At 64.1% G+C, this 24,765-nt stretch carries 25 protein-coding genes; 6 read left to right on the forward strand and 19 right to left on the reverse strand.

Going from position 1 to position 24,765, the window contains the following annotated elements; translation table 11 throughout:
* Positions 1-16 precede the first annotated feature (16 nt).
* From H6718_34880 to H6718_34900, 5 genes are all read right to left on the reverse strand, one after another.
* Positions 17-625: a glutathione S-transferase family protein gene (locus H6718_34880; GenBank protein ID MCB9590644.1), complete on the reverse strand. Its 609-nt coding sequence runs from the start codon at positions 623-625 to the stop codon at positions 17-19.
* Positions 626-704: 79 nt separating this feature from the next.
* Complete coding sequence (locus H6718_34885) at positions 705-2,084, reverse strand: MATE family efflux transporter (protein ID MCB9590645.1); 1,380 nt, start codon at positions 2,082-2,084, stop codon at positions 705-707.
* Position 2,085: 1 nt separating this feature from the next.
* Complete coding sequence (locus H6718_34890; protein MCB9590646.1) at positions 2,086-2,718, reverse strand: glutathione S-transferase family protein; 633 nt, start codon at positions 2,716-2,718, stop codon at positions 2,086-2,088.
* 155 nt (positions 2,719-2,873) lie between these two features.
* On the reverse strand, positions 2,874-3,494 hold the full coding sequence (locus tag H6718_34895; protein ID MCB9590647.1) for a hypothetical protein: 621 nt from the start codon (positions 3,492-3,494) through the stop codon (positions 2,874-2,876).
* Between the two features lie 50 nt (positions 3,495-3,544).
* On the reverse strand, positions 3,545-5,077 hold the full coding sequence (locus tag H6718_34900; protein ID MCB9590648.1) for an MFS transporter: 1,533 nt from the start codon (positions 5,075-5,077) through the stop codon (positions 3,545-3,547).
* Between the two features lie 150 nt (positions 5,078-5,227).
* On the opposite strand from H6718_34900, the gene H6718_34905 reads away from it, so the two are divergent.
* A complete protein-coding gene (locus H6718_34905; protein ID MCB9590649.1) occupies positions 5,228-6,850 on the forward strand; it encodes a DUF2071 domain-containing protein in 1,623 nt (540 codons plus the stop codon).
* Here H6718_34905 and H6718_34910 read toward each other — a convergent pair.
* Entirely contained in the window at positions 6,784-7,632 is an 849-nt protein-coding gene (locus H6718_34910) for a hypothetical protein (protein MCB9590650.1), read from the reverse strand. The genes H6718_34905 and H6718_34910 overlap by 67 nt on opposite strands.
* Before the next feature lie 81 nt (positions 7,633-7,713).
* Positions 7,714-8,469 (reverse strand): hypothetical protein, encoded by a 756-nt coding sequence (locus H6718_34915; protein ID MCB9590651.1) that lies wholly within the window; start codon positions 8,467-8,469, stop codon positions 7,714-7,716.
* Between the two features lie 306 nt (positions 8,470-8,775).
* Between H6718_34915 and H6718_34920 the strand changes: the two genes are divergently transcribed.
* Positions 8,776-9,984 (forward strand): acyl-CoA dehydrogenase family protein, encoded by a 1,209-nt coding sequence (locus H6718_34920; protein MCB9590652.1) that lies wholly within the window; start codon positions 8,776-8,778, stop codon positions 9,982-9,984.
* Positions 9,985-9,991: 7 nt separating this feature from the next.
* Here the strand turns inward: H6718_34920 and H6718_34925 are convergent, their stop codons facing one another.
* The 4 genes from H6718_34925 to H6718_34940 form a co-directional block, all read right to left on the reverse strand.
* Positions 9,992-10,483 carry a winged helix-turn-helix transcriptional regulator gene (locus H6718_34925; protein MCB9590653.1) on the reverse strand — a complete coding sequence of 164 codons (492 nt, stop codon included), beginning with the start codon at positions 10,481-10,483 and terminating at the stop codon, positions 9,992-9,994.
* Positions 10,484-10,516: 33 nt separating this feature from the next.
* The gene (locus tag H6718_34930; GenBank protein MCB9590654.1) at positions 10,517-10,888 is read right to left on the reverse strand and encodes a cupin domain-containing protein; all 372 of its coding nucleotides are present in this window, start codon (positions 10,886-10,888) and stop codon (positions 10,517-10,519) included.
* Between the two features lie 220 nt (positions 10,889-11,108).
* Positions 11,109-11,645, reverse strand: coding sequence for a hypothetical protein (locus tag H6718_34935; protein ID MCB9590655.1), 537 nt, complete (start codon positions 11,643-11,645; stop codon positions 11,109-11,111).
* Between the two features lie 193 nt (positions 11,646-11,838).
* A complete protein-coding gene (locus H6718_34940) occupies positions 11,839-12,534 on the reverse strand; it encodes an AgmX/PglI C-terminal domain-containing protein (GenBank protein MCB9590656.1) in 696 nt (231 codons plus the stop codon).
* Positions 12,535-12,706: 172 nt separating this feature from the next.
* Between H6718_34940 and H6718_34945 the strand changes: the two genes are divergently transcribed.
* Together H6718_34945 and H6718_34950 are read left to right on the forward strand one after the other, a co-directional pair.
* Entirely contained in the window at positions 12,707-13,483 is a 777-nt protein-coding gene (locus H6718_34945; GenBank protein MCB9590657.1) for a hypothetical protein, read from the forward strand.
* A 46-nt stretch (positions 13,484-13,529) separates the two neighbouring features.
* A complete protein-coding gene (locus H6718_34950) occupies positions 13,530-14,492 on the forward strand; it encodes an ADP-ribosylglycohydrolase family protein (protein ID MCB9590658.1) in 963 nt (320 codons plus the stop codon).
* On the opposite strand, the gene H6718_34955 is transcribed toward H6718_34950, so the two are convergent.
* The 6 genes from H6718_34955 to H6718_34980 form a co-directional block, all read right to left on the reverse strand.
* Positions 14,470-15,450, reverse strand: a complete 981-nt coding sequence (locus H6718_34955) for a hypothetical protein (GenBank protein MCB9590659.1) — start codon at positions 15,448-15,450, stop codon at positions 14,470-14,472. The two genes, H6718_34950 and H6718_34955, sit on opposite strands and share 23 nt — an antisense overlap.
* Before the next feature lie 123 nt (positions 15,451-15,573).
* Positions 15,574-16,125 (reverse strand): GNAT family N-acetyltransferase, encoded by a 552-nt coding sequence (locus tag H6718_34960; GenBank protein MCB9590660.1) that lies wholly within the window; start codon positions 16,123-16,125, stop codon positions 15,574-15,576.
* Positions 16,126-16,163: 38 nt separating this feature from the next.
* Positions 16,164-16,580, reverse strand: coding sequence for a nuclear transport factor 2 family protein (locus H6718_34965; protein ID MCB9590661.1), 417 nt, complete (start codon positions 16,578-16,580; stop codon positions 16,164-16,166).
* A 13-nt stretch (positions 16,581-16,593) separates the two neighbouring features.
* A complete protein-coding gene (locus H6718_34970) occupies positions 16,594-17,832 on the reverse strand; it encodes a hypothetical protein (protein ID MCB9590662.1) in 1,239 nt (412 codons plus the stop codon).
* A gap of 197 nt (positions 17,833-18,029) precedes the next feature.
* The gene (locus H6718_34975) at positions 18,030-18,863 is read right to left on the reverse strand and encodes a chemotaxis protein CheW (protein ID MCB9590663.1); all 834 of its coding nucleotides are present in this window, start codon (positions 18,861-18,863) and stop codon (positions 18,030-18,032) included.
* An 80-nt stretch (positions 18,864-18,943) separates the two neighbouring features.
* Positions 18,944-20,044, reverse strand: a complete 1,101-nt coding sequence (locus H6718_34980; protein ID MCB9590664.1) for an alpha/beta hydrolase — start codon at positions 20,042-20,044, stop codon at positions 18,944-18,946.
* Between the two features lie 148 nt (positions 20,045-20,192).
* Here H6718_34980 and H6718_34985 point away from each other — a divergent pair, with 148 nt between their 5' ends.
* Together H6718_34985 and H6718_34990 are read left to right on the forward strand one after the other, a co-directional pair.
* Complete coding sequence (locus H6718_34985) at positions 20,193-21,080, forward strand: class I SAM-dependent methyltransferase (GenBank protein MCB9590665.1); 888 nt, start codon at positions 20,193-20,195, stop codon at positions 21,078-21,080.
* Between the two features lie 5 nt (positions 21,081-21,085).
* Positions 21,086-21,928 carry a hypothetical protein gene (locus tag H6718_34990; protein MCB9590666.1) on the forward strand — a complete coding sequence of 281 codons (843 nt, stop codon included), beginning with the start codon at positions 21,086-21,088 and terminating at the stop codon, positions 21,926-21,928.
* Positions 21,929-21,952: 24 nt separating this feature from the next.
* Here the strand turns inward: H6718_34990 and H6718_34995 are convergent, their stop codons facing one another.
* Together H6718_34995 and H6718_35000 are read right to left on the reverse strand one after the other, a co-directional pair.
* Positions 21,953-23,425, reverse strand: a complete 1,473-nt coding sequence (locus H6718_34995) for a carotenoid oxygenase family protein (GenBank protein MCB9590667.1) — start codon at positions 23,423-23,425, stop codon at positions 21,953-21,955.
* Positions 23,426-23,435: 10 nt separating this feature from the next.
* The gene (locus H6718_35000; protein ID MCB9590668.1) at positions 23,436-24,644 is read right to left on the reverse strand and encodes a thiolase domain-containing protein; all 1,209 of its coding nucleotides are present in this window, start codon (positions 24,642-24,644) and stop codon (positions 23,436-23,438) included.
* Positions 24,645-24,765: the final 121 nt, after the last annotated feature.

Here is a 24,765-nt window from a genome sequence, read left to right on the forward strand (position 1 = left end):
GCTCGGGCCCATCAGCTCACATCTGCGGCATCGCCTTACGGAACCCCTCGATCTCCATCACGCGCCCAAGCCAAGCGCCGATGTTCGCGCCCGCTGGGAGCGACTGACCGATCTGGAGCTGAGTCGCATTCGACGCCACGGAGAGGTCCGCGATCGTGGGCTTGTCGCCAACCAGGAACGACTTTCCGGCGAGTGCGTCGTCGAGGATCTTGGCGAGCTCGACCAGCGTCTTCTCGCCACGCTCGATGGCTGCCTTGTCAGCCTTGTCGCCGGCGAACATCTTGTTGAAGACGACGTCGAAGACGGGGCCTGCCAAGCGCGTCTGGTTCCAGTCGAGCCACTGATCCACGAGGGCGCGCTGCTTGAGGTCCTTCGGGTACCAGTCGCTGAGGTCGTGCTTGTCACACAGGTAGCGCAAGATCGCGTTGGACTCGTAGAGCCTGAAGTCGCCGTCTTCTAGCGTGGGCACCTTGTGGTTCGGGTTCAGCGCCAGATAGCTCGGCTGCATGTTGTCACCCTTGATGAGATCCACCATGGCGAGCTCATGCTCGATGCCGGCGGCGTTGAGCAACGCGACGACGCGGCGTGAGTGCTGAGAAAACGGATGGAAATGTAGCTTGTACATGGGAACCCCTATGACCTTGTTGTGTTGTGACGGGCTGACCTGCAGCCAAAGAAGTCCGGCAGGGCCGGGAAAAGCGAGGCTAGGTTAGGAGGCTGTTTGCCGCGGAGCAATCGCTTCGATCGTCGATTGCGCGGCGCAAGCCCGGAAGGTAGGCGCCGAGTGAAACGGCGCGGATGACGACATAGCCAATGAAGGCGAACCATAGGCCGCGGTTGCCGTAGTGCTGCATCATGGGCCAGCTCGAGCCCACGAAAACGCACATGGAAATCACCGACGCGTTGCGCATCTGCCGGGTGCGAGTTGCCCCCACAAAGATGCCGTCCAGCTGAAAGGCCGCGAAGGAGAGCAAGATGTAGAGCGCCGCAAGGGGGACCAAGGTCGCCGCGGTGCGCCGCACCTCTTCGATGTTGGTCAACGACCGCACAGCCAGCTCACCACCAAGCCAGCACGCTGCTGCCAGCGCACACGAGGTAACGAGCGCTAGCTCGCTCGAACGCAACGCAGCGGCGTCGAAGCGTCGGCGCGAGCGAGCCCCAATCGCGCGCCCCACCAACGACTCTGCCGCGAATGCGTAGCCATCCAAAAAGAAGGCAGCAAAGCTCACGAGCTCGAGCAACACGTGGTTCGCCGCCAGGTTCGTGTCGCCGAACTTCGCGCTGCGATCGGTGAACCACGCGAAGCCACCGAGCAAGAAGAGGGTGCGGAGCATGATGTCCGCGTTCGCCTTGAACATTTCCGCGAGGCGACTTCGGTCGAGGATGCGCGCCCTGGACCAGAAAGCTTCAGCGTCGCTGTGTTGGGCCTTGAGCAAGGAGCGCACGGTCCAGAACGACGCCAGCAGGGTCACCCACTCTGCAACTGCAGTGCCGAGCCCAATACCTCGGACGCCCCAGCCGAGCACGCCAGCGAAGGTGACGTCGAGGGTGATGTTCAAGCCGTTGAGCAGCAGCTGAAGCACGAGCAGCTGCCGGCTCTTGCCAAGGCCGATCAAGGTACCCATCAGCGCGAAGGTGCCGAGAGCAGCCGGCGCACCCCAAATCCGCGCGGCAAAGTATTGAGCGGCTTCGCCCTCGACCTCCGGGCTGGCGCTGAATACCGCCCACGCCAGTTGGGCGATCGGCCACTGCAGGAGCAACAACCCAACGCCAATCAGCCCTGCGAGCAACAGCGCGCGCCCGAGCACCGCTCGCACCTCCGCCGGCTCACCGGCGCCGTCAGCCTGCGCGACGAACCCCGTCGTGCCCATGCGCAAGAAGCCGAAGGACCAATAGACGAAGCTGAAGATCAACGCCCCGAGGGCGATCGCGCCGAGCGCCGAGGTGGTGCCAACATGGCCGATCACCGCAGTGTCCGCGATACCGAGGAGAGGCACCGCCGCATTGGCCAAGATGATTGGCCAAGCGATGCGAAACACCGAGCCCCGAGTGAGCTCGGCGGCGCTGTCCCCCGCCTGGTTCACGTCAGCCTTCGAGTTGCTTGCTTAGCTCTGCGAGCTTCTCTTGGGCCCGCTTGTAGGCGGGGCGCTCCGTCAGGCGCGCCAGGTAGGCGCCGAACACCTTGCCGGGCTCGATGGTACCAACCATCGCTCCCCAGCCGAGCGCCGAGCCCATGAAAACGTCCGCCGCGGTGAAGTGCTCGCCCAGCAAGTACGGTCCCTGGCTGAGTGCTTGCTCAAGGGTGTTGATGGTGTCACCAAAGCTGCCATAGCCAAGCGCCCCTTTGCGCTCCACTTCAGGGCGATTCAGGCCCTTGTCGACCATCGCGGTCTCGAGGCAGCCATTGCCGAAGAACAGCCAGCGGTAGTAGGCGCCGCGCTCCGCCGAGTCCACAGCAGGCGCAAGCTTTGCCGCAGGGAAAGCATCCGCCAAGTAGGCGCAGATCGCAGGGCTCTCCGTCACCACCACACCGCGGTGCACGATCGTGGGCAGCTTGCCCATGGGGTTCAGCGCGAGAAACTCCGGTGTCTTGTGCTCGCCCTTGTCGAAGCGCAGGAGCTTGACGTCGTACGGCGCCTCGACCTCCTCGAGCATCCAGTGGATCGTGCGCCCTCGTGAGCGGGGGTTGGAATAGAACGTAACAGTCGCGTCAGACATCTCGCCTCCGCCGCTGTACGTAGCCCCCGAGCGCAGCTTATGAAAGCCCCAATGTCACCTCGCATAGGCTCTCCCGACAGGACGCTGTCAGGGGGCAGCCGCAGGGCATGACGGAGCACCTCTCCCCCAAAAAAGGCCGGTAGATCTGACTCCGTTCAGCTCTGATGCAGGCGATAGGCGGCCCCACTGGCCCCAATCTGTACGATTTCGATGCGAGGCTTGCCGCGCCTGGAGAGCTCCGCGACGCGCTCAAAGACACCCGCGTAACCGTGGGCGACGAGCTCGGGCACCAAGCCGGTAGGCCAGGTCACCGTGTACAGGATGCCGTCATTTCCCCGAGGCACCGCACGGAGACTGACGCCCTGGTGAAAGCGTCCCCAGTAGCGTGCCGCTGCCCCGAGCAGCGTATCCGGGGTGACGAATCCGAACAGCAGCTGATAGATGCGGCTGGTCGCCATCCGGCTCATCACGTCGTAGTAAAACTGGCGAAAGCCCGTTTCGTCCAAGTGGTAGTGGTCGGCGATGGCCAGGTTCACCGCGCAGTAGGTTGCCTCACTGATCCACTCGCTAGCCAGCGGCGGCTGCCGGAGCACCCGCTGGAGCTGGCTCGGCATTTCGGAGCTTTCAGCGAGGGGCTTCACCTCGAGGCAGTGGAGCAACAAGGCTCCTTTGGCGTGATAGGTGGGACAGCAGTCCCAGCCTTCCGGCAAAGCGTCGATGTAGGCTTTGACTCGCGGAAAAGTAGGCAGCTTGGACGCTGGAGTAGTCGAGATCACTGAGACAAGCCTCAGCTTGTCATATCGGCACGCTCGCCAGTTACTAAAACTTACTCCGCAGTTGGCGAAGAGGGCAGCGCGGCCTGTGGATCTGGCTGTGGCCGTGGATCCGGCTGCGGACGCACCTCGGCTTCCGCGTGATCCGCGACGGCGATACGCGGGAAAAATAGGCCTGAAACCGCCGCGATGACCGCAAGCACGGCGATCGCCCAGAACGCGGTGTGCAGGCCGTCTTCGAGCGCCCAGGCGAGGCTGTGCAAAACCTCAGGTGCCAAGTTCTTGCCATGCTCCGGCCCCAGCAAGGCGTTCGCTGCTTCGACGGGAACCCCCGGAGTCTTCGCCAGCTCACGGGCGATCACCGCCCCCAGCGCCCCGACCGCGAGCGTGCCACCGATGGTGCGGAAGAACATGGTGCTCGCGGTTGCGACCCCCCGCTGCTTCCACGCAACCGACGACTGAACCGCGATGATGAGCGCGGTATTCGCGAGCCCCATGCCGACGCCGAACAAGCCCGTGGCCAAGCTGATCCAGGTGAGGCTGAGCTCGGGGGAGAGGACCAACGCGAGCCCGATGCTGGTGACCGTCAGCACGCAGAGCCCGGTCAAGATCAAGGGACGGAAGCCAACCTTGACCAAGAGGCGCCCACTGATTGCGCTGGCCACCGGCCAACCGATCAGCATCGGGGTGATCGCGCGCCCAGCTTCCTTTGCGGAGCCCCCGAGCACCGCCTGCACGTGGAGCGGGACGAAGGTGACCGTCGCGATCATCGCGCCGCCGAGCAAGGTGCCAAGCACCGTGGCCACCGCCATCACACGGCGACTGAACAAGTCGATGGGCAACATCGGCTCCGCTGCCCGCTTCTCGATACCAATGAAGATCGCGGTCAACACACCCGCGATGCCCAGCATCACCACGCCGCCGGCGCTGCCGCTGCTACCAGCCAGGAGCAGCAGCAAGATCGCCGTGAGCACCAGCGTCCCCGCGACGTCGAACACCCGCTTCCGTTTCTCTACGGATTCATGGTACGCGAAAGCCAACACGGCCATGCAGACGATGCCAGGCAGCACGTTGATGTAGAACACCCAGCGCCACGAGAGCGCGCTGACGATATAGCCGCCGAGCAGCGGCCCGATGATGCCCGCCGCGCCCCACACCCCGCCGAACAGGCCTTGGATCTTGGCGCGCCGCTCGACGTCGAAGAGATCGCCGATGATGGTCATCGTGATCGGCTGCATGGCGCCGGCGCCCAGGCCTTGAAGCGCTCGAAACGCGATCAGCTGTTCGATGCTACGCGCCTGGCCACTCGCGACGGAGCCAACCAAGAACACCGCGACACCAAACAGGATGATCGGCTTCCGGCCGTAGAGATCCGCCAGCTTGCCGTAGATCGGCACCGTGACCGTCGCAGCGAGCATGTAGGCGGTGAACACCCACGAGTAGAGCCGGATCCCGCCGAGATCGCCGACCACCGTCGGCATCGCCGTGGAGACGACGGTCATCTCCATCGCCGCCATGAAGAGCGCGAAGAGCAGCGCCACCACGGTGGCGGGGCGATGGGTCTGACGGGGGGTCGAGGAGGACATAGTCTAAGGTCGCGAAACGGTCTCGCCCCCCGCTTCAGTGCGCTACGGACCGCTGCGGGCTATCCCTAAGGCACTCGTCCCCATTCGCCAAGGGCGCACGGCGTTGGGGTTCATTGTTCAGCTGGCGCGCGGCGCCTATCCTCGGCAAGGATGCCACAGCCTGGAGGGAAGTCTGCCAGCTACTCGAGCCGCGAGCGCGCGCTGGAGTGGGCGCTGCTGGCCAATTTCCTGATTCATGGCCTCGCGCTGATCAGCATGGCAGCGCTCTTGTTGCCCACGCTCCCCGGCGGAAGCGAGCCAGATTCGGCTGTGCGCGTCGCGACCATCGCGGCTCACCCCTGGCGTTTCCGCCTGGGCTGGCTGCCCTGGCAACTGTGTGCGGCGATCGACCTGTGGATGGCGATCGCGATGTTGCGCACGCGCTGGTTGCCCAAATTGGGAACGGCGTGGGTGCTGCTCTTCACGCTTCTCGCGGTGCTTCCCGATCAATACGCCCAGACGGTGTGGGTGACCCGCGGTGTCGAGCTGGCGCAGACCGACCGCGTCGCCTACTTCGCCCTGGAGCGCGAGCTGTTTCCCCTCACCGCGGGCTGGGGCGCCGTTTGTTACACGATCGCAGCGCTCGGCTGGACCTACTGCTTCGCGCGTGCTGGGACCTGGTCGCGGCTGCTCAGCGTGCTGAGCGTTCCGCTCTGGCTCGCGATGGGTATCGCGGCGAGCTCTCCGGTGCTGCCTCAGAGCGTGCGTCCGAGCCCCCAGTTCATTTCCGCGGCGAACGCCGTTGGCTTTGCGTTACTCCAGGTGTGGCTTGGGTTGGTGACGGAGCGCGTGCTGCTTCGAGCGCGCCCGGACGAGCCCCACGGTCGCCTCGCGCGCTGGCGCTACCCAGGGCGCGGCCCGGTAGCGTGGGTGGCCAACTGGCTCGCGAACTCGCGCTTCTTTGGCGCGCTGCTCGAGCCACTGCCGGAGGCGGAGATGCGCAGCGAGATCACCAACGTGGTCTACGTGAATTACCTGATGCGCGCCAGCGACGCCAAACGTTTGGTTCCCCACGGATTAGAGCTTCAACGCCTGGGATCGGGGGGTGAGTATGCGCTGTTTACGTTCCTCACGTATCAGCACGGACATTTCGGCTTCGCCTTCATGGGTCCACTGCGCAAGCTCATGCCCAACCCCGTTCAGACGAACTGGCGCGTCCATGTCTACGACCCGCGCACGGACTACCGCGGGATCTACTTCCTGACCAACGCCATCGACGCCGCGCTGCCTGCGCTGGCCGCGCGCTTGCTCACTGAAGGCATGCCCATGCACGTGCTGAAGCAGGCAGAAGTGCGCCAGGCCGACACCGCGCTCCAGGTCGAGCTCGATCCGGGGACGGGCTCTGCCCCCGACGCTCGGCTCTCGCTCAGCCCGGCAGAAGAACCCACATGGGAAGGCCCCTGGGCTGATTGCTGGCCGACGTTCCGCGCCTTCCTCGAGTACTGCGTGCCTCAAGACCGCGCGATGTCGAGTCAGCCACTCAAGAAGCGCATCTCGCGCCAGGAGATCGATCTGGGGATCCCCATCGACGCCTGCGAACCGATGACGGGCAGCGTGCACTCAGAAGCCGCACGGCGCTATCTCGGCGACTCTGCCGACTTGACCGCACCGATTTGTTTCCGCGTGGCAAATGTCAGCTTCTCCTTCGCCATCGAGGCTCACGACAGCTACCCCCTCACGCTGCGTGGCGCTGAGCTCGGCTCGGGGGATCCTGCGAGCGGTCGAAACCAGTAGTAGTGGCGCACGAAACGCAGCCCGAACAGGCTCTGCTCGTGGCAGCCCAAGATCGTCGCGTCAGGGCAACGCGGGCTCGCAGGCACGCTGCAGTCCGGCGCGCCGGGCGCCCACAGGCTCAGCCGTTCCCCAAAAGGTGATGGAATGGCGACTCGCCCGATCAACGCCCACACCCGTGCGCGATCTTCCGGGTGCCCTCGGCGACGTTTGGAAGTCAGCGCGACACCCAGTCGCCCGTTACTGTCTGCAAGCAGCGGGTCGAGGCGCAAGAGACCCGCAATCTGGCCAAATGGCATCGGGAAGCTCGCGTGCATGTAGTGAATGCCAGCATGCTCCCAGGTGGCATACGCGGCCACCTGGAACGCCTGCTGCGTTTCCGCATAGTAACGTTCGATGCCACGTACGTCGCTGCGCCCGTCTGCCGCCACGTCGAGGCAGAAGCAACGGGTCAGGATCCGAGCGCGACGCACCGGCAACACGAACTGACCAAACCAGGCCATCAAAGGCCTCACCAGGAGCCAGAGCACGAAGAACGGTCCTCGCCAGTGGCTCTCCACGAATAGCTCCAGGCCCGCTGTATCCTCGAAGAAACGTCGGACGCTGGGATGCACGCTATGCGTCGCGAGCGCAGGTTGCCGCAGGTCCTCGAGAGAGTCGACCACTCCGCGCGGCTCCTGGCGCCCGCTCCCAGCGTCGCACTCCCAGCCATGACGCCGGTAGAAGCCTCGCCCGAGACGCACACCACCGCTCAGCTGACTGAATTCGGGCTTCGAGCGTCCCACAGAGCCACAGCCTACCCGGCTCCCCGGTACGCACCACGATCTACGCGCGAGCCATTGAACGCACCGACCTGGCGCGTCGGGCTAACCCTGGTACTCGAACGCCCGCACCTCTCCCTGGGGAGTGCCGAGGAAGATCTGTCGCTCCACACCAGCGATAGCGCTTGGCAAAGGTTCGCTGGGGAGAAAGCCCTTGTCAGCCCACTCGACGCCCCCTTCCGTCGCATACATCAACCCAGCGGCCCCACCAGCGCAAGCAGTCCACTCACGGTTGATGCTGCTCTGGAGCTCCTGATAGCTCGCTGTCCGCTCCGCCTGCCACTCCTCGAAGCTCAGGTCCCAACATGAGGTTCCGTGCAGGGTCAGCGCGAAGAACTCTCCGGCCTCGAGCGCCGCGAGGGCAATGACGCTGCCCGCCGCCTGGAACCTGAAGTCTCGCTCAACCGTCAGCGCGGGCAAGCTGAGCACACGTAGCCAGCCTCCGGTCGCTGCCATGACGACCCTTCCGTCCTCGAGCAACGCGAGGGCCGTGAGCGGGCGCGAACCGAACTTCTTCGACGCAGGCTTCTTCAGGTCTGCAGTCCCCAAGCGGGCCCGCGCATCCGCACCGCTGGTCAGCAAGCCGTGGGGAGTCATCACACCGGCACAAACGCCGCCGGTGTGCTTCCAGAGCAGCCGGTCGTCGGAGAAGACTCGCCCGTCATCCCCCCCACTGTAGACCGAGGTGTCTTCTGCGTTGGTTCCGTGCTGAACGAAGCGCACTCGGCCCGCGTGCCGCTGCCCCCGGTTCACGACCTCGCCGCCTGAGATGCGTGCAACCTCTCCGGACGCCGTACCCACAGCGACCTCGAATCGGCGCCCCAAGCGACGCGCGCACAGAGCGGTCACAGGGCCCGCGCTGAGAGTGACAGCCCAGAGTGGAGCGAAGGTTGCTGTTTCAGCCTTTGCCTGTCCGACCCCCAACATCTCGGTGCTGAGTGTCTCACGGCCCCGCACCGCCGCAAGCGAAATCCGCCAGTAGAGGTCCCCCAGGGAAGCTCCCACTGCAAGCTTTGCCGTGGGGTAATAAACTGATTCCCGCTTGAGGATTCGCCGCAAAAGACACTACGGGATTGAGTCTCGGTCCCGCCAATGCGACAAACGGGCATGGACTTCCAGCTGAGCACCAAGGCCTCCGAGCTCCGGGATCGCATCAAGGGCTTCGTGCAGGACGAGATTGAGCCGATAGAGCGCGAACTGCTGGAGAATCGCGAGCGCCACGGTGACTGGCGAAAGTGGAGCGTACCGCCCGCGGTAGAGGTCCTGAAGCGTAAGGCGCGGGAAGCGGGCCTGTGGAACCTGTTTCTCCCCGAGGAATCAGGGTTGTCCAACGTGGAGTACGCGCCGCTCGCGGAGGAGATGGGCCGGAGCTTTCTCGCGCCAGAAGTCTTCAACTGCAACGCGCCAGACACTGGGAACATGGAGGTGCTGGCGAAGTACGGCAGCGAAGCGCAAAAGGCCGAATGGCTCGAACCGCTCCTGAAGGGGGAGATCCGTTCGGCGTTCTGCATGACCGAACCCGACGTCGCGTCCTCCGACGCGACGAACATGGCCGCAACGGCAGTCGTCGAGGGCGACGAGGTCATCCTGAACGGCAAGAAGTGGTGGTCGACCGGCATCGGTCACCCGAACTGCCGGGTCGTCATTTTCATGGGCGTCACCGACTCGGGCGCTCATCGCCACTCGCGTCACAGCATGGTACTGGTGCCCCTAGACACCCCCGGGGTCGAGATCCAGCGCATGGTTCCCGTGTTCGGCGAGTACGACGCACCTTACGGGCACGGGGAGATTTGGTTCACGAACGCGCGCGTCCCCAAGGCCAACTTGATCGCTGGTCCCGGGCGCGGCTTCGAGATCGCTCAAGGGCGCCTTGGCCCTGGTCGCATCCACCACTGCATGCGCTGCATCGGCGCCGCAGAGCGAGCGCTCCAGCTGATGATCGAGCGCGGGATGCAGCGCGAGGCGTTCGGCAAAGCGCTGATCAACCTAGGAGGGAACCGCGAGCGCATCGCGGACTTGCGCATCGCGATCGATCAGGCGCGCCTGCTGACGCTGTATGCCGCATGGAAATTAGATGACGTGGGCGCCCTAGGCGCGCTCACGGAGATCAGCGCGATCAAGGTCGTGGCCCCCAACGTGCTGCAGCAGGTCGCGGACGAAGCGATTCAACTATTTGGTGGCGCGGGCGTGTCTGAAGACGTGCCCCTGACCGCGTTGTTCGCCATTGGACGTGTGCTGCGCATCGCCGATGGTCCGGACGCCGTGCACCGCGGGCTCATCGCACGCATGGAGCTCATGAAGTACGGCAGCCGATAGCGGGGGGCTACCAGGCGGGCCGAATGCCAGGCAGCGCCCCCTCGCCCCTCGCTCTGAGGACGCGCTCGAGATCACCGCGCAGCCCCTCCAAGCGCTTAGCGCCCAGCACTTGAGCCCACTCGTCTTCGAGCTCGCGATAGATGCTCTCTACGTGGCCTAGCAAGCGCTCACCCTTGGGCGTGAGGCGCAGCAACTTGGAGCGAGCGTCATCAGGGTTCTGCACGAGCTTCACGTAGCCCGACTCGCTCATGGCTTCGACGAGCTTCGAGGCGGCCTGCTTCGTGAAGCCCATTTCGAGCGCGACGTCGTTGACCGTCTTGTTCTTTTCCCGTGCGGGAAGTAGCACGAAGCCGTAGGACCGCTTCACGTCCTTGTACCCACGAGCAACCAGGCGCTGATGCAGCTCGTCGATCAACGAGCGATACGCCATGGCGCACAGCCGGGCGATGGGGACGTCCTGGCGATCTCCGTAGCTCGTCGATGAGGCTGATTTGGACACTCCGAGCTTCTTACTACGCGGCGCCGGCGCTGCCTACTCGGCCCAGGGCGGTGTAAACGTCTTGCCATCGAGCTTGGCTTGTCCACCAACGGGGAAGCAACACAACAGCTCGAGCGTCGAGCTACCGGCGTTGTCCAAGGCGAATAGCGTGTCCTTGGGGATCACGATCACGTCACCGGATTTCGCTGAATGTGTCTCTCCTGCGATGACGACCTTCGCTTCACCCGCGATGACGTAAAACAGCTCTTCTCGGGTGAGGGCGTGGGGTGTGGGAGCTGTGTTGGGGAGAATTTGCACCCGCCACAGCGCTGTTTCCTGGGTGCCTCGAGACGGCGTCGCCAGCGAGGTGAAGTGGGCGTTCGGGAGTTCGTGGGTGCATCGCTCAGGGGCTTGAATCACAGGCATGGTTCCTCCAGAGAGCTGGTCGGGCGGCACGTCGCGCCCTAGTCAATTTCGTTGACCAAACAGTCTTACCTCACCCCCAACCGATCAGTCAACTCAGTTGACCAAATGTCACCAGCGGCAGAGCGGGCGCCCCCGTCGAGCACAAAAGCAAGACGCCGACCTCCATTCGGGGGTCGGCGCCTGGTCGTGGCTCGCCGCTTTCCGCGACGCGCGCTGAGAGCTACTTGCTCTGATGACAGCCGTAACAACCGAAGCCCGACTGGGTCTCCGGGTTGTAGGGCTCCATGTCGAGGGTCTTGGCCATCTCGGGCACGACTTGCTTGCCCATGAACTCCATGACCTTCGGATGCTTCTTCGAGAGCGCGGCGAAGTCGCCCTTCGCTGGGAGCTTGGGGAGCGCGGGGCTCGGCATCTCGAACTTGCCTTCCTTGGCTTCGGGGCCGTGGCAGGTCACGCAGCTGAACTCGCCGTACTTCTTGGCGTCGTAGTCCTTGAAGACCTTGCCCATGGTGGGCATGACGACCTTCATCATGTGGGCCTTCTTCTGGTCCATGTTCATGTCCGCCCACTTGGCGGGCGCCGGCGGCTCTTCGGGCGTTTCCGCGGCTGGCTCGACCGACTCGGGCGGCTCCGGCTCCATGTCCGAGGGAGCGGCTTCGGGAGCCTCGGGGGCTTCGGGAGCCTCGGGCGGAGGCGAACCGCCGCAACCCAGGGGGAGAGCCAAGCTGAAAACGATGACAGGGATAATTCGACGCATACAGGTTCCTCGCGGCGCATCATCCGAGAAAGGTGGCAGCTTCACAATCGATAGTTCGGCTCGTCCCCTTTGGGGACCATGCACTTGGCACACCGGCCAGGGTGCCAGTGCCCGAATCGCAGCCCAGAATAGCCAAATCGGCTCGCGGACGTTTTATCACGGGAACGCAATGTTGCTTTGGCAACCAGCTCGCTCAACGTGATGGCCCTTCAGAATCGCCATCTTCGTTCGAGAACAGGAAGGGATAGGTCACACCGACTGAACCTCCGCCTTTCGGGGGTTCGAAGGTCATGCTGAGCATCGACTCGCGCATGCAGTACATGAACTCTTCATCTTGGATCTCGCTGTCTTCCGCGAGCTCCGCAGACTCGACGATGCCTCCCACGGACTCATCGCCCACGATTTCGAAGTTCACGGTGAGCTTGCCTCCGAGGTCGGGGTCCCGCTCGAGCGCCGCCTCGTAGCACTCTTTGGCCAAGGGGATGAAATCCTCACGGATACGCTTTTGGATGTACCCTTTGGGCAAGGTACCCCTGGGTTTCGCCGACTGAGGGGCAGCAGGCGCGGGAGCTGTCGCAGCCTTGGCCGGCTTGGGCGCCGGCGCCTCGGGCGGTGGCGCTTGCTTAAATGCCTCATAGATGCGTCGACGCATCTCATCGCGTCGCTCGCGCCCGCCGCGCTTGCGCGGAGCGGAAGCGGATGGCTCAACGCTGGCTCGAGGGCCCAGGGTGGCGCGTGGGGCGCTCGAACTGGACGTTGCGTGAGCGCTGGCCTTCACCTGACTTGCATCAGTCTGGCTCGCAGGGGGTCCGCCACGCAGGACGAACCACAAGAACCCGATGGCGATCCCCACCCCAACGACCAAGCCTGCAGCGCGCGTCCCGTTCATAGCTCCGGGGTATGGTACCCGCGAACCGGGCGGGCCTTGGCTACTCCACGGGCGCTGGTGGGGGAGAGCGACATAGGTCCCCCGGCCTAGGTCTGGAACTCTAGGAAAAAGCTCACATCCCGGCGAATCGGCCGATTCTCGAAGCTGACGGCTGGGCGTATCCTTGGACACGATGAAGACTCCTGTCTCCCGTGCTCGCCAATCGCGACCTGCAGCCTTGGGGCTCCTGCTCCTCGCGCTCCTAGCGTGCAAGAACAAGGAGCAAGCGCCGACTCCCGCCCAACCGGAAGTTCCGGTTCCGCAAGGCAATGAGCAGGCGCCAATCGCCCAAGCACAAGTGCCGGTGCAGCAGCCCACCCCGGTGCAGCAACCGGTTCAACAGCCAGCCCCTGTTCAGCAACCCGTGCAACAACCGGTTCAGCAACCAGCGCCCGTTCAGCAACCAGCGCCCCAGCCTGCCCCGGCGCCCCAGCCACCTCCGGTTCAGCCCGCGCCGCAACCCGTCGCGCAAGCGCCCGCCTTCGACCAGACAGACACCAATCAGTGGCTGGACGGGGTTCCACCCATCCCCACCGGACGCTCGAACCCGCCAAGCGTCGCCGAGTGGTCAAACGCGCCGCTCGTGAACACCCAAGGCGCGAACTCGCACCCCGACAACTGCCGCATGCAGGTCTGGCGGGAGTGGGTCAGCATCAAGTGTGAAGGCGATTTCGTCGGCTTCGACGACGACACGAACCTCGGCAAGAACACGCAAGATTGGTTCCGTGCGTCGCAAATCGGCAAGTACGCGAGCGTCGTGATCCGCATGAAGAAGGGCACGACCCAGAAGATCCGCATTTGCCGGCGCAAGGACCGCGCGTCGCTGTTCGTGAACTGGCCCAACACCCGGGATCGTCCACGGCACATCGCGCTCGGCAAGGCCGGCCACTGCGAGCAGTGGTGGAACTGACCCCGACAGCTGCGTGACCTCGACGTATGCTCGTGAGGTGACTGGCATCGATCGAGCTGCGCGCCTGCGAGGCGGGATCTACGGCCTCCTGGTTGGAGACGCCTTGGGTGTGCCCTACGAGTTTCATCCCGCGTCGGAGCTCCCCCCGAAGAGCGCCCTCGCAATGAACCCGCCGGCGACACTGCCAGGCGGTGAGACGTTCCGGCGCGCGCATCAGGGCGTGCCACCAGGCACTTGGAGCGACGATGGCGCTCAGGCGTTGTGCCTCTTGGTTTCCTTGCTCGAGCAGGGACGCCTCGAGCTGAACGACTTCGCTGATCGCTGCGTGCGCTGGTATCACGACGCGTACCTGACCCCGGACGGCGTGGTGTTCGACGTCGGGGTGCAGACGTCTGGTGCGCTCAACGCGATTCGGCGTGGTGTCCCGCTCAGTGAAGCTGGGCGCAACGACGAGCGCGGCAACGGCAACGGCTCACTCATGCGCTGCCTGCCGCTGGCGCTGTGGCACCAGGGCAACGACACGCAGCTCGCGGTCGATGCCCAAGCTCAGTCGATCATCACGCACCCCCACCCGCGGTCCCAGGTCTGCTGCGCGATCTACTGCTTGTGGGCGCGGGGGTTGCTAAACGGAGTTCCAAGCGAGGCCGCGTTCTCCGCCGCCATCAGCAAGCTGCGGGCACTCTACCCAGCGGACAGTCCGCACCTGCAAGAACTCGAATTTCATATCCGCCCGGAAGAAGACGCAGCCATCCGCGGTTCGGGCTATGTCGTGGATTCCCTGCGCGCGGCCCGGCACTTGCTGGCGACGGAGGCGAGCTACGAGGACGTCGTGCGCGGCGCGATCGCCCTGGGCGAGGACACCGACACCACCGCGTGCATCGCCGGTGGAGTCGCCGGTGTGCTCTACGGGGACGCGCAGATCCCCGAGGAATGGCTCGGCGAGCTCAAGGGACGCGCCCTCGTCGACCCGCTGCTCGCGTCACTGCTCAAGACGACGAAGCAGGCTTGACGAGCCAAACACCGCTCTCACCGGCGGCCCAGACTTCCCCATCCCGGCCAAACACCTCCGAGAGCGGCCCGGTGACCCCCGCGGCGCGAACCCACGCGTCGCCCGCGTAGTGCGCGAGCCCTTCGGCCCCCGCAAGCCAAACATCCGCGGGACCAGTGCCCCACATGCCGCCGGGCGCGGAAACGGGCGACGGAAACGTATCGAGCTTGCCCGCTTTGCCGTGAAACACCTTGGGTGCCTTGGCTGCAGAGCTAATCCAGAACTCTTCAGCGTTGCCCCACATCCCCCGCGGTGCCTCGACCTTCGCAAGCTCTCGCCACGCGAGGCCGTCCAGGATCGCAACGGAGTCGTCATACAGGGCGAAGGCCTCTTTTCCTGAGAGGTCGACGCGGGGCATCTTCTGTCCGGCATCCATCGTCTTCCAACCAGTGAGCCGCTTGATGATGCACTGGTCCCCGTGCTTGCAGACGACCTCGGGATCCGCATGTCCGAGCAAGCCCCACATCGCAGCGGGCGGATCATTCGCGAGCCGCGCGATCTCGGCCTTCTCTACCTTCCACTCACCACCGCGGTAGCGTAGGTAGAGCTGGCGCACCTGACCTTCTACCTCCCGCGCTCCCATGATGCGCGGCTTGTCGTCGCGCCCAAAATATATCCGCGCGGTTTTCAGATCAGACGCGGTCACCTTGAGCCGCTCGGGGATCGCGATCGCGCGCCACTTGCCGTTCTCGAAGAGCCACGGGGTGACCTGCTCGCCTTCACTCACCAGCGCGGCAACCCGAGGCTTGCCGAGAGCAAGCGAGATGACCGGCTTGTCCAGGGAGTGCTCAACGACCCCGAGCTCCTTCTGGGCAACTTCAGGGGCGGCCGGCTCCGGTTTTTTTTGGGGGGGAGGAGCGACGCTTGGCGCTGGGCTGTCCGTGGTCCCGCTGGTCACAGCAAGACTCGGGGCACTCACGGGCTCAGACGTGCTTGCGCTGGGTGTGGCGCTCGGTTCAGGCCGAGCGGCAGAGCAAGCAACGCACAGCGCCCCTGCGAGAAAAACACCGAGGGTAAAGCTAGAGCAATATTTCCGCACGGATTACAACTCTCTTAGCCAGAAGGTCATGCTCTTCGACGTCGACTCCGTCTCTCCGACGTCGGGCCAGCTGAAGCTCGCTTGAAGCTCAGGCACCTTGCGGTAGCCCCGGTGCTGCCAAAAGCTATCGTTTGGCACGTAGTCTGCGGGGCGCGCTGGATGGTCTGTAGGGCGGTCGACGGCGCAAAACGTCGCCAGCTTGAGCCCCAGCGACCGCGCGTGCGCCTCACGCAGTTCGAAGAACTTCACCCCCAAGCCGCGACCACGAAACGCTCGCAGCAGCACGGACTCGCCGAAGTAGGCGAGCTCCGCGCGCTCATAGCCGGCTTCGAGGAAGGGCTCTTGCGCCTCGGCCTCCGCGTCGGTGAGCGGCAGCATCGTGGTCGCCCCCACGGCTTCCTCCCCCTGCCAAACGACCGCGGAGAAGGCCCCCTGGGAGCGAAAGTACACCTCGAGGTACTCGAGCTCGTAGCTCAGGCTGCCCTCGTACAAGTAGGGAAAATCGCGGAACACGGAGACGCGCAGCGCTGCCAGCGCATCTCGGGCTTCCCGCATGGCAGCGCCCCCAACGTAGGAGCGAACAACCAGATCGCTCACGTGGGCGCTCCGATCTGCCGCAGCCACTCCTCGAGGTTGTAGTAGTTGGTGACCCGCTTCACCTTGCCCGCTTCGATCTCGAAGAACGCGCCGCCAGGCAGTACGTAGGTTTGCCCAGTGGCCTCAGGCAGGCCTTCATCGGTGTTGAGGTACGTACCGTGAACGACGAACTCAACCGCCGCGCGCTTCCCGGAGTCGTCGGCTAGAATGACGATGCTCTTTATTTCCTCACGGTAGCAACGCTCCATACGTTGCATGAAGGCGCCGAACACCGCCCTACCGCGCTCCCTCCCCCCCTGATTGATGTCGTGAATCACGTCATCGCTCAAGAGGTCGAGGAAGCCAGCCCAGTCGGCGGCGTTGAAGCGCTGATAGTAGGTGGTGAGGAGCTCGATGGTGTCGCTGCGGGTCATGTGCCCGCTGCTTTTACTCGATCGTGGAGTTCGTGACTTGGGGATCCTCGGCGGCCAACACGAAAATACCGGGGAAGCCTTGAGTCTCGAACTTGCCGCTGGGGTTACGCCGCAGGGTGGAGTCCTGAATGACCATGTGACCGCTGCGATCGTTCGAGACGAAGAAAATGGCCCCGCCGCCTTCGTTCGCGTCGTTGTCCTCGATCTTCGTTCCCATGAGCGTCAGCGTCATGGTGTTGCCATCGTTGTAGATGGCGCCACCGCTGCCTCCACCAGGCGTCCCGGATTGAGCCGGGTTCGCCCCATTGCCAATCGCCTTGTTGTGAGTGAACAGGCTGTTGATGACCGTCCAAGAGACACCGATGCTGGAGAGGCCGGCTCCGTTCGAGCAGATGTTCCCATAGCCGTCGGCACCACCGAAGGTGCTGTGGACGACGTAGACGGGCCTGCCTTGGTACTGACTCAGCACTCGAAGCGCAGCGCCACCCAAGTCGGGCCCGGTGCTGTCGCAGGTGTTGTTGAAGAAGCGGCTGTTCACCACCTTGAACTGACCACCACGAACGAAGATAGCGCCGCCACCTCCGCCCTCTTCGAGTTGGCCCGTCGAGTTGCCCTCGACCATCGTGATGTTCTGCACGGTCAGCCGCGGGGTCTCCTGATCTTGGCAGTGCGAGCTGGTCCAGTGCTGCGCTTCGTCGCAGGTGTTCATGTACAGGATGCGGTGCGTGCCTCCACCGCTGAGCGTCACCTTGCCACCTCCGTCGATCACGATGTCGTCAGAGGCGTCGTTGAAGATCTTCGCGGTGCGATCGGTCTGAATGGTGATTGGATCGTCGCCACAGTTGAAGGTGATCACGCCACCTGCTTCGACGGCGCTGATGAACGCGTCCGAGGTGCAGCTCGCGGGTGTGCCGTCGCCCACCACGTTCGTCGGGTTCGAGCTATCCGCCGCTTGCCCCTCTGCCGGGACCGTCGCATTTCCATCCGGATTTCCAGCGTCGGGACCGCCACCCGTGAAGGTGTTGCCTACGTTGCCGGTTCCAGAGCCGCCGTTGCCGACATTCCCCGAGCCGCCATTACCAGAGCCGCCGTTACCGGAGTTCCCGGAACCGCCGTTGGCGCCTGCACCGGCGCTGCCTCCGCTGCCTCCGCTCGAAGAATCGTCGCCGCATCCCATCCCGGCGACGCACATCACCGCACATAAGCCAAACGTGGTAAGCCCGAGCCGCATCTTGCCTCCTGCTGTCTCCATCCTCACGCGGAGACGAGACGCGAGTATACGCCCGGCCTTGCCGGGGCGGAGCGTTAGCGAGGCTTTTCTATGTGAGAAAAAGCTGATGCACGCTCAGCTTGAGCGCCCGCCGCGCAAGAGCCGTCGTGGCTTGGGGCGAGGCGCCCTCAGTCGGCGGGCACATCGGGGGGAGTCGTCCCCACACCGCACGGCAATGGCTAAGCAGCGCTCTGAGCCTCGAACGCGACGCCGATGGAGCTGAAGCTGTTTGCGAGGAACTCCTCGTCCACCAACATCACGACGTCGTCCCCGACCTGAGCCACGTTGTTGATCACTCCACCGCCCGCCGGTGACTGAGCGATGCCTTGCACTGAATTGATCACACCCACTCGGGCGATCGCGTCGACGCACAGCCCCGCTTTGGGAGACGCGCCGCGTAGCACGATCAGGATCTCCCGCGTTGACTCTTGAACCAGGTGCTTTGCGGTTTCGAAGAGCTGAATCATCTCGTTCAGCTCGGTCTCGCGCGCAGCCTGGATCAACGCCAACGCCTCTTCCCTCTTGCCATCAGTGACCATCGCCAAGGTCTTCGCTGCGAGCGCGTGAATGGCCTTGTGGGGCTCGTCGAAGCGTTTCAGGTGCGCCGCGAAGAGCAAATTATCCGTACGGTAACTATCGTACCATTTGCCGAAGCCGCACTGATGGGGGTCGGTCGCGAGCGCGAAGCGCGTGCCTTCGCGGACTGACTTCTCCAACGCATCCAACCAGTTTCTGTGGTCTTGCTCCCGCGTGGTGAGCAGATCAACCAACGCGTTGGTCTCCTCGCTGAGCGCCTGAAGCCCAAACTGGCGCCGCGCTTCGGCGACGAGGACTACGTCTTCACGCACTCGAGTGACACCGCGAATCCACGGGGGCTGAGTCGGCACCGGAAGCGTCCTTGGGAGCAGCAGCATCTCGCCGATGCGGTCCGCGGGCATCGCGTACAATTGGCCATGCAGGCGAAAGGTCACCCAAATAGCCTCGTCGGAGGTCTCGTTCGGCTCGTAGGTCACACTCCGGATACGGGCGCGAAGCGCGAAACTTTAGCGCGGAGCGGGTTGTTCACCGCAACGCCGGAATTCGTCGCACCCAATCACTCGAAAAACTCGGTGAGCGCCTTGATGTAGCTGTCGAAGGCCTCGAACTGAGGGACGTGCCCAACGCCCTTGAGCTCGACCAGCTTCGCCCCGGGGATGCGCTGCTTGGCGAGGCGCCCCAAGGCGGGATAGTCGCCCAACTTCTGAGCGACCTCCGGCGAGACGGCGTCCTTGCCGAGCGCAGTGCGATCCCGCTGGCCGATGATGAGTAGGGTCGGCTGCCGGATCCGCGGAAAGTCCTGCACCACGGGCTGAGTGAAGATCATGTCGTACGTCAGCGCGGACACGCGCGCCGTAGTCGCCTTGTCTGGTCCCGTTGCCCAGCCAGCCTGGATCTCCAACAACGGATCGTACTCCGGCTTCCATTGCCCTGCGAAGTAGGCATTCAGCATGTACTTCTTCACGCCCTCGGGCGTTGACCCGAGCTCCCGCTGATACCAGGCTTCCACGTCACGGTAGGGCACCACCGTCTGCCAATCTTCGAGGCCAATGGGGTTCACGAGCGCCAGCCGCTTTGTTTCCTCCGGGAACATTAATGCGTAGCGCGTCGCGAGCATGCCGCCCATGGAGTGTCCAACGACGGCGAGCTCGCTCAACCCTACCTGGGTCACGACCTCGTGCGTCAACTCGGCCAACAGCTGAAAGCTGTACTGCACGTCGGTCGGCTTGCTCGACTTGCCGAATCCGATCTGGTCGGGCACCAAGACGCGATGTCCAGCCTTGGTCAGAGCATCCACAGTCCTTGCCCAGTACGCGCCGCTGAAGTTCTTTCCGTGAAGTAACAGCACAGGGAGCTTGGCTGGCTTGTCCGCGACGGCTGGTACGTCCATATAGGCCATCTGAACCGGACGCCCTTGGGCCTTCAGATCCGCGAACTTCACGGGATAGGGATACTCATACAGCGACAAGCGCGCGTCGAAGCGACTCGGCGCAGGCGGGGACGACGCCTCTGCCGGTTCCGCCGCAGGAGTAGGCGTCGGTTCTGCACTGGGCTCGTCGAGGGTGGGCGGCACTGGAGGCGGTGCCTCTGCGCACTTGTTGGGAGTGCACCCGCTGTGAAGGACGGCCAAAAGCGCCGGGATGAGCAGACTTCGCATGGGCGCAGCATGCCCCATGAAATCTATGGGATCCGGCAAAACGTCCTCTGCAACTCAGCGTGTTCGATTGCGCAACAGTCGCCAAACTGCCTCGGCACGAGCAGCGCTGGCCATTGCGGCGGCCGAGCAACTTCACTACGCCTCGTGCATGCTGAGCTCGTCACGATGCCTATCACTGCTCACCACCTTCGCGTTGCTCGCGTGCTCGGAGGCAGCCCCGCCTCCGACGGCGCCTGAACCGCCGCCTGCGACGGAGACCGCTACTCCGGAACCGCCGCCCGCCCCGGAAGTCACCGCCGAGCCGGAACCGGCAGGTCCGCCGCGCCCCCAGGCGGTCGCTGTGGAGATCCCCGAGGATATTCAGAAGCTGCTGGATGCTGAGGACCGCGATCCGAAAGATCGGGAGCTAGACGCTGGTCGTCACCCAGGAGAGCTCCTAGCGTTCTTCGGAATCGCACCCGGCATGAAGGTCGCCGAGCTCGGCGCCGGCACGGGGTACACCGCGGAGCTGCTTGCACGGCGCGTCGGCAAGAAGGGCAAAGTCTTCGCGCAGAACCCCAAGTTCGTGCTCGAAAAGTTCGCGGAGAAGCCGTGGAGCGAGCGTCTCGCGAAGCCAGTGATGAAACCGGTCGTTCGAGTCGATCGCGAGTTCGACGATCCGCTCCCCAAGGAGGCGAAGAACCTGGATGCCGTCTTCCTGGTGCTCTTCTATCACGATACGTACTGGATGGAGATCGACCGCGCGAAGATGAACGCTGCGATCTTCAAGGCGTTGAAGCCGGGAGGTGTCTTCGCCATCGTGGACCACAGCGCGGCTCCCGGTCGTGGCAGCAAGGACGTCAAGACGCTCCACCGCGTCGAGGAGGACCTGGTCAAGCAGGAGATCGAGGCCGCAGGCTTCGAGCTCGAGTCGGAAGGGCAGTTCCTGCGCAACCCCAAGGATACGCTCGACTGGAACGACGCGCCCTCCGCTTCAGCCGACAAGCGCGGAACCAGCGATCGCTTCGTGTTCAAGTTCACGAAGCCCGCAGGCTGATTCGGTTGGCGGCACTCGATCTGATCCCTTTCGCGGACGTGATTCACCCGCGGCTCTTGCCGCTGGTGACATTTGGGATCTGGTCCAACCTTTACATCGTCGGTTTGTCGGCGATCGGCGCGCGCTGGTTTCAGGAGGAGATACTGAGCCAGCGCTTTTCCGTGCGTAAATTTTATTTGCTCATGGGCTGGGTCCCGGCGGGCTTCCTCGGCCTGATCGCCGTCTACGATCGACGCTACCTCTGGTTGTTCCTGTGGACGGGGATGTTGGGTGTCGTTGGGGAGCTGATCGTGTCGGTCGCTTGGCGGCTGTTCTTTCAGGTTCCGATCTGGACCTACAGCTATCGCTCCTTGCTCCGCGGCTACACCAGCGAGCTCAACTTCTTTCCGTGGGCCGTCGGTGCGTTCTTGTTTCACGCCACCGCGACGATGTTCGGGGCTGAAGCACCCAGGGGCGCCCCGCTGCTCGAGGCGACGGCGCCGCTCACGTTGAGCCTGATCGGCGGGGCGCTTGGGCTCTTGCTCTGGCCCTTCGCGTTCCTGCGCAAGGCGGACCGGGGGCGCTTCGCAGTCTGGCGCTTCTCGCTGTTTTGCGGACCGATACTCGGCGTGCTGATCGTCTTGGGTACTGAGCACCCAAGCTACATCAAGCTGATGCTGCTGTTCTCCGTCGTCGGCTTCGCCACGGAGTACCTCTATGGCCGCATCATGAGCCTGTTCTTCGAGCGTGGCCTGTGGGAGTACAACCACCTGAAGATCGACGGCGGCCACTCGAGCTTCGTCACCTTCCCGCTGTGGGCACTCGGAGGGCTCTACTTCTTCTACATCTCCGGCTGGGTCGGCCTCTAGCACGCAGGATGCTGAAGCATCCTGCTAGAGGTCCCAGGCGGGCACGAAGAACGAGTGGGTGCCGCTGCTGATCCGCTCGGGTAGACGCAGACGCGCGATTGGGCCGTTGGCTATCCGCTTGGCGTCGAAGACTTGGCATTCACTGCGATCGTGCGTGGTGTCGGTGACCAGCGTCACGATGTAGCCCGCGTCTTCGTCCGCCCCGTGGGCGCTTTTCGGCGCGAACGGTGACTCACTAGCGTAGGTTCCCTCAGGAAACGAGTAGGACTGACTCTCACCGGTTTCGAGATCGTGCTTGAGCAGTCCATTGAACAAGAACCAACCGGGCTTGCTCGTCATCGCATACACGAAGCGATACGGGCGACCGCCGTAGCGCCCGTTGATCATGGGAAACTCGGCGATTCGCTGGTCCAGGCGCTGCGTCGTGGTCTCCCCTGTGCGCAGGTTGAAGCGCCAGCGCGTGAGGTGAGTGCGCAGCGTGTGCAAATCGATGTAGCGCATCAGCATCGAGTACGGACCGTCGTCCGCCTGGCGACGGGGCGCCGGGTCCTCCTGCGGGTAACCGTCCAACACTATCTCATCGCCATCCTCGTAGGCGTTTGCGAAGTGGAGTGCGTAGGTGGGTGGGGCTTCGAACCAGCGCACCTCGGTGCCTGCCGCTCTGCGGGGAAGTACGCCAAACCGCGTGGGTAGCTCGCTGAACAGCCGGGGATGATGGATGCCTTGAGCAAGCAGCTTCGGATCCCAAAAAAGCGGAAAGTCATTCACGATCACGTAGTTCTCCGTGAACGCCAAATCGTGAGGGAGCCGAGGCCCAGGTAGCGGGATATCCGTGTGGTGGACGACCTCATTCGACGCATCGACCACCCCGTAGCGGAGATATGGCGCGTGCTTCGAGTAGCTGAAGAACAACAGCTCTCGTGCGACCTCATCCACCTTGGTGTGAGCTGACACACCCCATTCCGCGGGGAAATTTCCCTTCCAGGTCTCCGCGCCCAGTGGCTCGAGGGTCACCGGATCGCAAGCGTAGGCATCACCACATTGATAGAAGGTGCTCAGCGCACGCCCCGCGTGGACGACGACGTCCGTGCTGCTCGCGTCCTTCATGCCCTGGCGCGCTCCCCAACCCGGGCGCTTGCTCATGCCTGGGTGCTCGAGAATGCCTGCGAACAGCGTCTCCCCGGCGGCTTGCTCCTCGGCCAGGCCACGGGTCGGGATCAGGCGGTTCCTGTAGTCAGCTTTCCCATCGTGGAAATGCACCGCGTGCAGCATCCCGTCGCCGTCGAATGGATGGTAGCGCTCCAACGCGGGAAACAACGGGTTCTCGGTGTTGCGCAGGTAGACACCGTTCAAGTCTTTCGGCAGCTCGCCCTCCAGCACCTCGAGGTCGAGCGCGTCGTACTCCACCAGGTTCGGGGTCCACGCCCCCTGACGATACGGGTGGTCGTCATCCTGAGGCAGGTGACTCGTGTGGCGTTTGATGACTTGGATATCCACTTGCTGTTCCTCAAATTCCAACGACGAAGCTCGCGACGGTAGTGCAGCTTCCTCCGATGTTGAAGGTCGCGAAACGGGTCGCGCCTTCCACCTGATTGTCGCCCGCTCGACCGACGACTTGCCGCGCCGCGTCCCAGAGCATGCGCACGCCGGTTGCACCCACCGGGTGACCCAAGCCCATCAACCCACCGCTCGGGTTCATCGGGAGGGCGCCAGACAACAAGAGCTCGCCGGACTCGATCGCGCGGTAGCTCTGGCCGGGTTCGGTGATGCCAAAGTGATCGATAGCGACGTATTCCGTGATGCTGAAGCAATCGTGGGTCTCGATTCCGTCGAGTTCCCGCACGGAACCAAGTCCCGCGCGCTGGAGTGCATCGAGAGCGGCCTGACGCGCATGGGGAAAGACATGGGACGACTCACGACTACGCTCGAGCTTTTGCTCCAGCGAGAGCCCCGCCGTGCGGTGTCCCCAGCCAAGGATCTGCGGCTGCTGAGCGTTGGCCCGCCGCGACCGCGCGAACGCCTCGGAGGCTAGCACCACACACGCAGCCCCGTCCGTGAGCTGGCTACAGTCATGGCGTCGGAGCCGCCCTTCGACGACCGGGTTCACTTCGTCATCGTCGGAGAAGTGGCGCTCGTCGAGTTGCCAGCGCCGAGTCTGCGCGAGCGGGTTCTTGCGCGCGTTCTCGAAGTTCTTGCGGGCGATTTGGGCTAGGTGAGTGTGGTCGAGGCCGTGACGCCGTTCGTACTCCTCCGCGACTCGATCGAAGAGGTGCGGCCAGATGTAGCGACACTCAGTCGCCTCGTGGCCGACGTAGGCTGCCGCACCGAGGTGTTGGGTCGCAAGGTCTCCCGGGACATTGCGCTCCTGCTCGATGCCTAGTACCAGCGCGACCTCATACCGGCCTGCCTCGATGTCCGCCATGGCGCCCAACACCGCCATGCTTCCCGAAGCGCACGCGGCCTCGTGGCGCATCGCGGGGACTCCCCAGAGGCCGGGAAGCACCGTCGCCGGTAGGCCGCCGAGCTGTGCTTGTCCGAGGAACAGCTCACCGAAGGCATTTCCCACATGGATACATTGCACATCGGCGGGTTCGAGTCCGGCGTCACCCAACGCGCCTTCCACACACTCACGGGCCAGCACGTCGATGCCCTGCTCCGAACGGGCAAGGTTCCTCGCGAAGTCACTCTGGTACCCACCGAGGATGTGTACGCTCATGGCCTAACGCTGCGCCGAAGCCTCCGGTGAGTCAACGCTCGTCGGTGGTCGCGACGCCTCGACTACAGTCGAGCACTCGTCGCCTGAGCGCCTCTTGACGCCCCGGCCCCGCGGAGCATCT

This window comes from Polyangiaceae bacterium (genome assembly GCA_020633205.1).
Classification (GTDB): Bacteria; Myxococcota_A; Polyangia; order Polyangiales; family Polyangiaceae; genus JAHBVY01.

Coding starts and splice junctions, on each gene's coding strand:
- H6718_34980 (MCB9590664.1), bottom strand. CDS start 20,044: ATGCGAAGTCTGCTCATCCCGGCGCTTTTGGCCGTCCTTCACAGCGGG.
- H6718_34890 (MCB9590646.1), bottom strand. CDS start 2,718: ATGTCTGACGCGACTGTTACGTTCTATTCCAACCCCCGCTCACGAGGG.
- H6718_34965 (MCB9590661.1), bottom strand. CDS start 16,580: ATGACCCGCAGCGACACCATCGAGCTCCTCACCACCTACTATCAGCGC.
- H6718_34960 (MCB9590660.1), bottom strand. CDS start 16,125: ATGCGGGAAGCCCGAGATGCGCTGGCAGCGCTGCGCGTCTCCGTGTTC.
- H6718_34920 (MCB9590652.1), top strand. CDS start 8,776: ATGGACTTCCAGCTGAGCACCAAGGCCTCCGAGCTCCGGGATCGCATC.
- H6718_34880 (MCB9590644.1), bottom strand. CDS start 625: ATGTACAAGCTACATTTCCATCCGTTTTCTCAGCACTCACGCCGCGTC.
- H6718_34940 (MCB9590656.1), bottom strand. CDS start 12,534: ATGAACGGGACGCGCGCTGCAGGCTTGGTCGTTGGGGTGGGGATCGCC.
- H6718_34985 (MCB9590665.1), top strand. CDS start 20,193: ATGCTGAGCTCGTCACGATGCCTATCACTGCTCACCACCTTCGCGTTG.
- H6718_34945 (MCB9590657.1), top strand. CDS start 12,707: ATGAAGACTCCTGTCTCCCGTGCTCGCCAATCGCGACCTGCAGCCTTG.
- H6718_34970 (MCB9590662.1), bottom strand. CDS start 17,832: ATGGAGACAGCAGGAGGCAAGATGCGGCTCGGGCTTACCACGTTTGGC.
- H6718_34930 (MCB9590654.1), bottom strand. CDS start 10,888: ATGCCTGTGATTCAAGCCCCTGAGCGATGCACCCACGAACTCCCGAAC.
- H6718_34900 (MCB9590648.1), bottom strand. CDS start 5,077: ATGTCCTCCTCGACCCCCCGTCAGACCCATCGCCCCGCCACCGTGGTG.
- H6718_35000 (MCB9590668.1), bottom strand. CDS start 24,644: ATGAGCGTACACATCCTCGGTGGGTACCAGAGTGACTTCGCGAGGAAC.
- H6718_34905 (MCB9590649.1), top strand. CDS start 5,228: ATGCCACAGCCTGGAGGGAAGTCTGCCAGCTACTCGAGCCGCGAGCGC.
- H6718_34935 (MCB9590655.1), bottom strand. CDS start 11,645: ATGCGTCGAATTATCCCTGTCATCGTTTTCAGCTTGGCTCTCCCCCTG.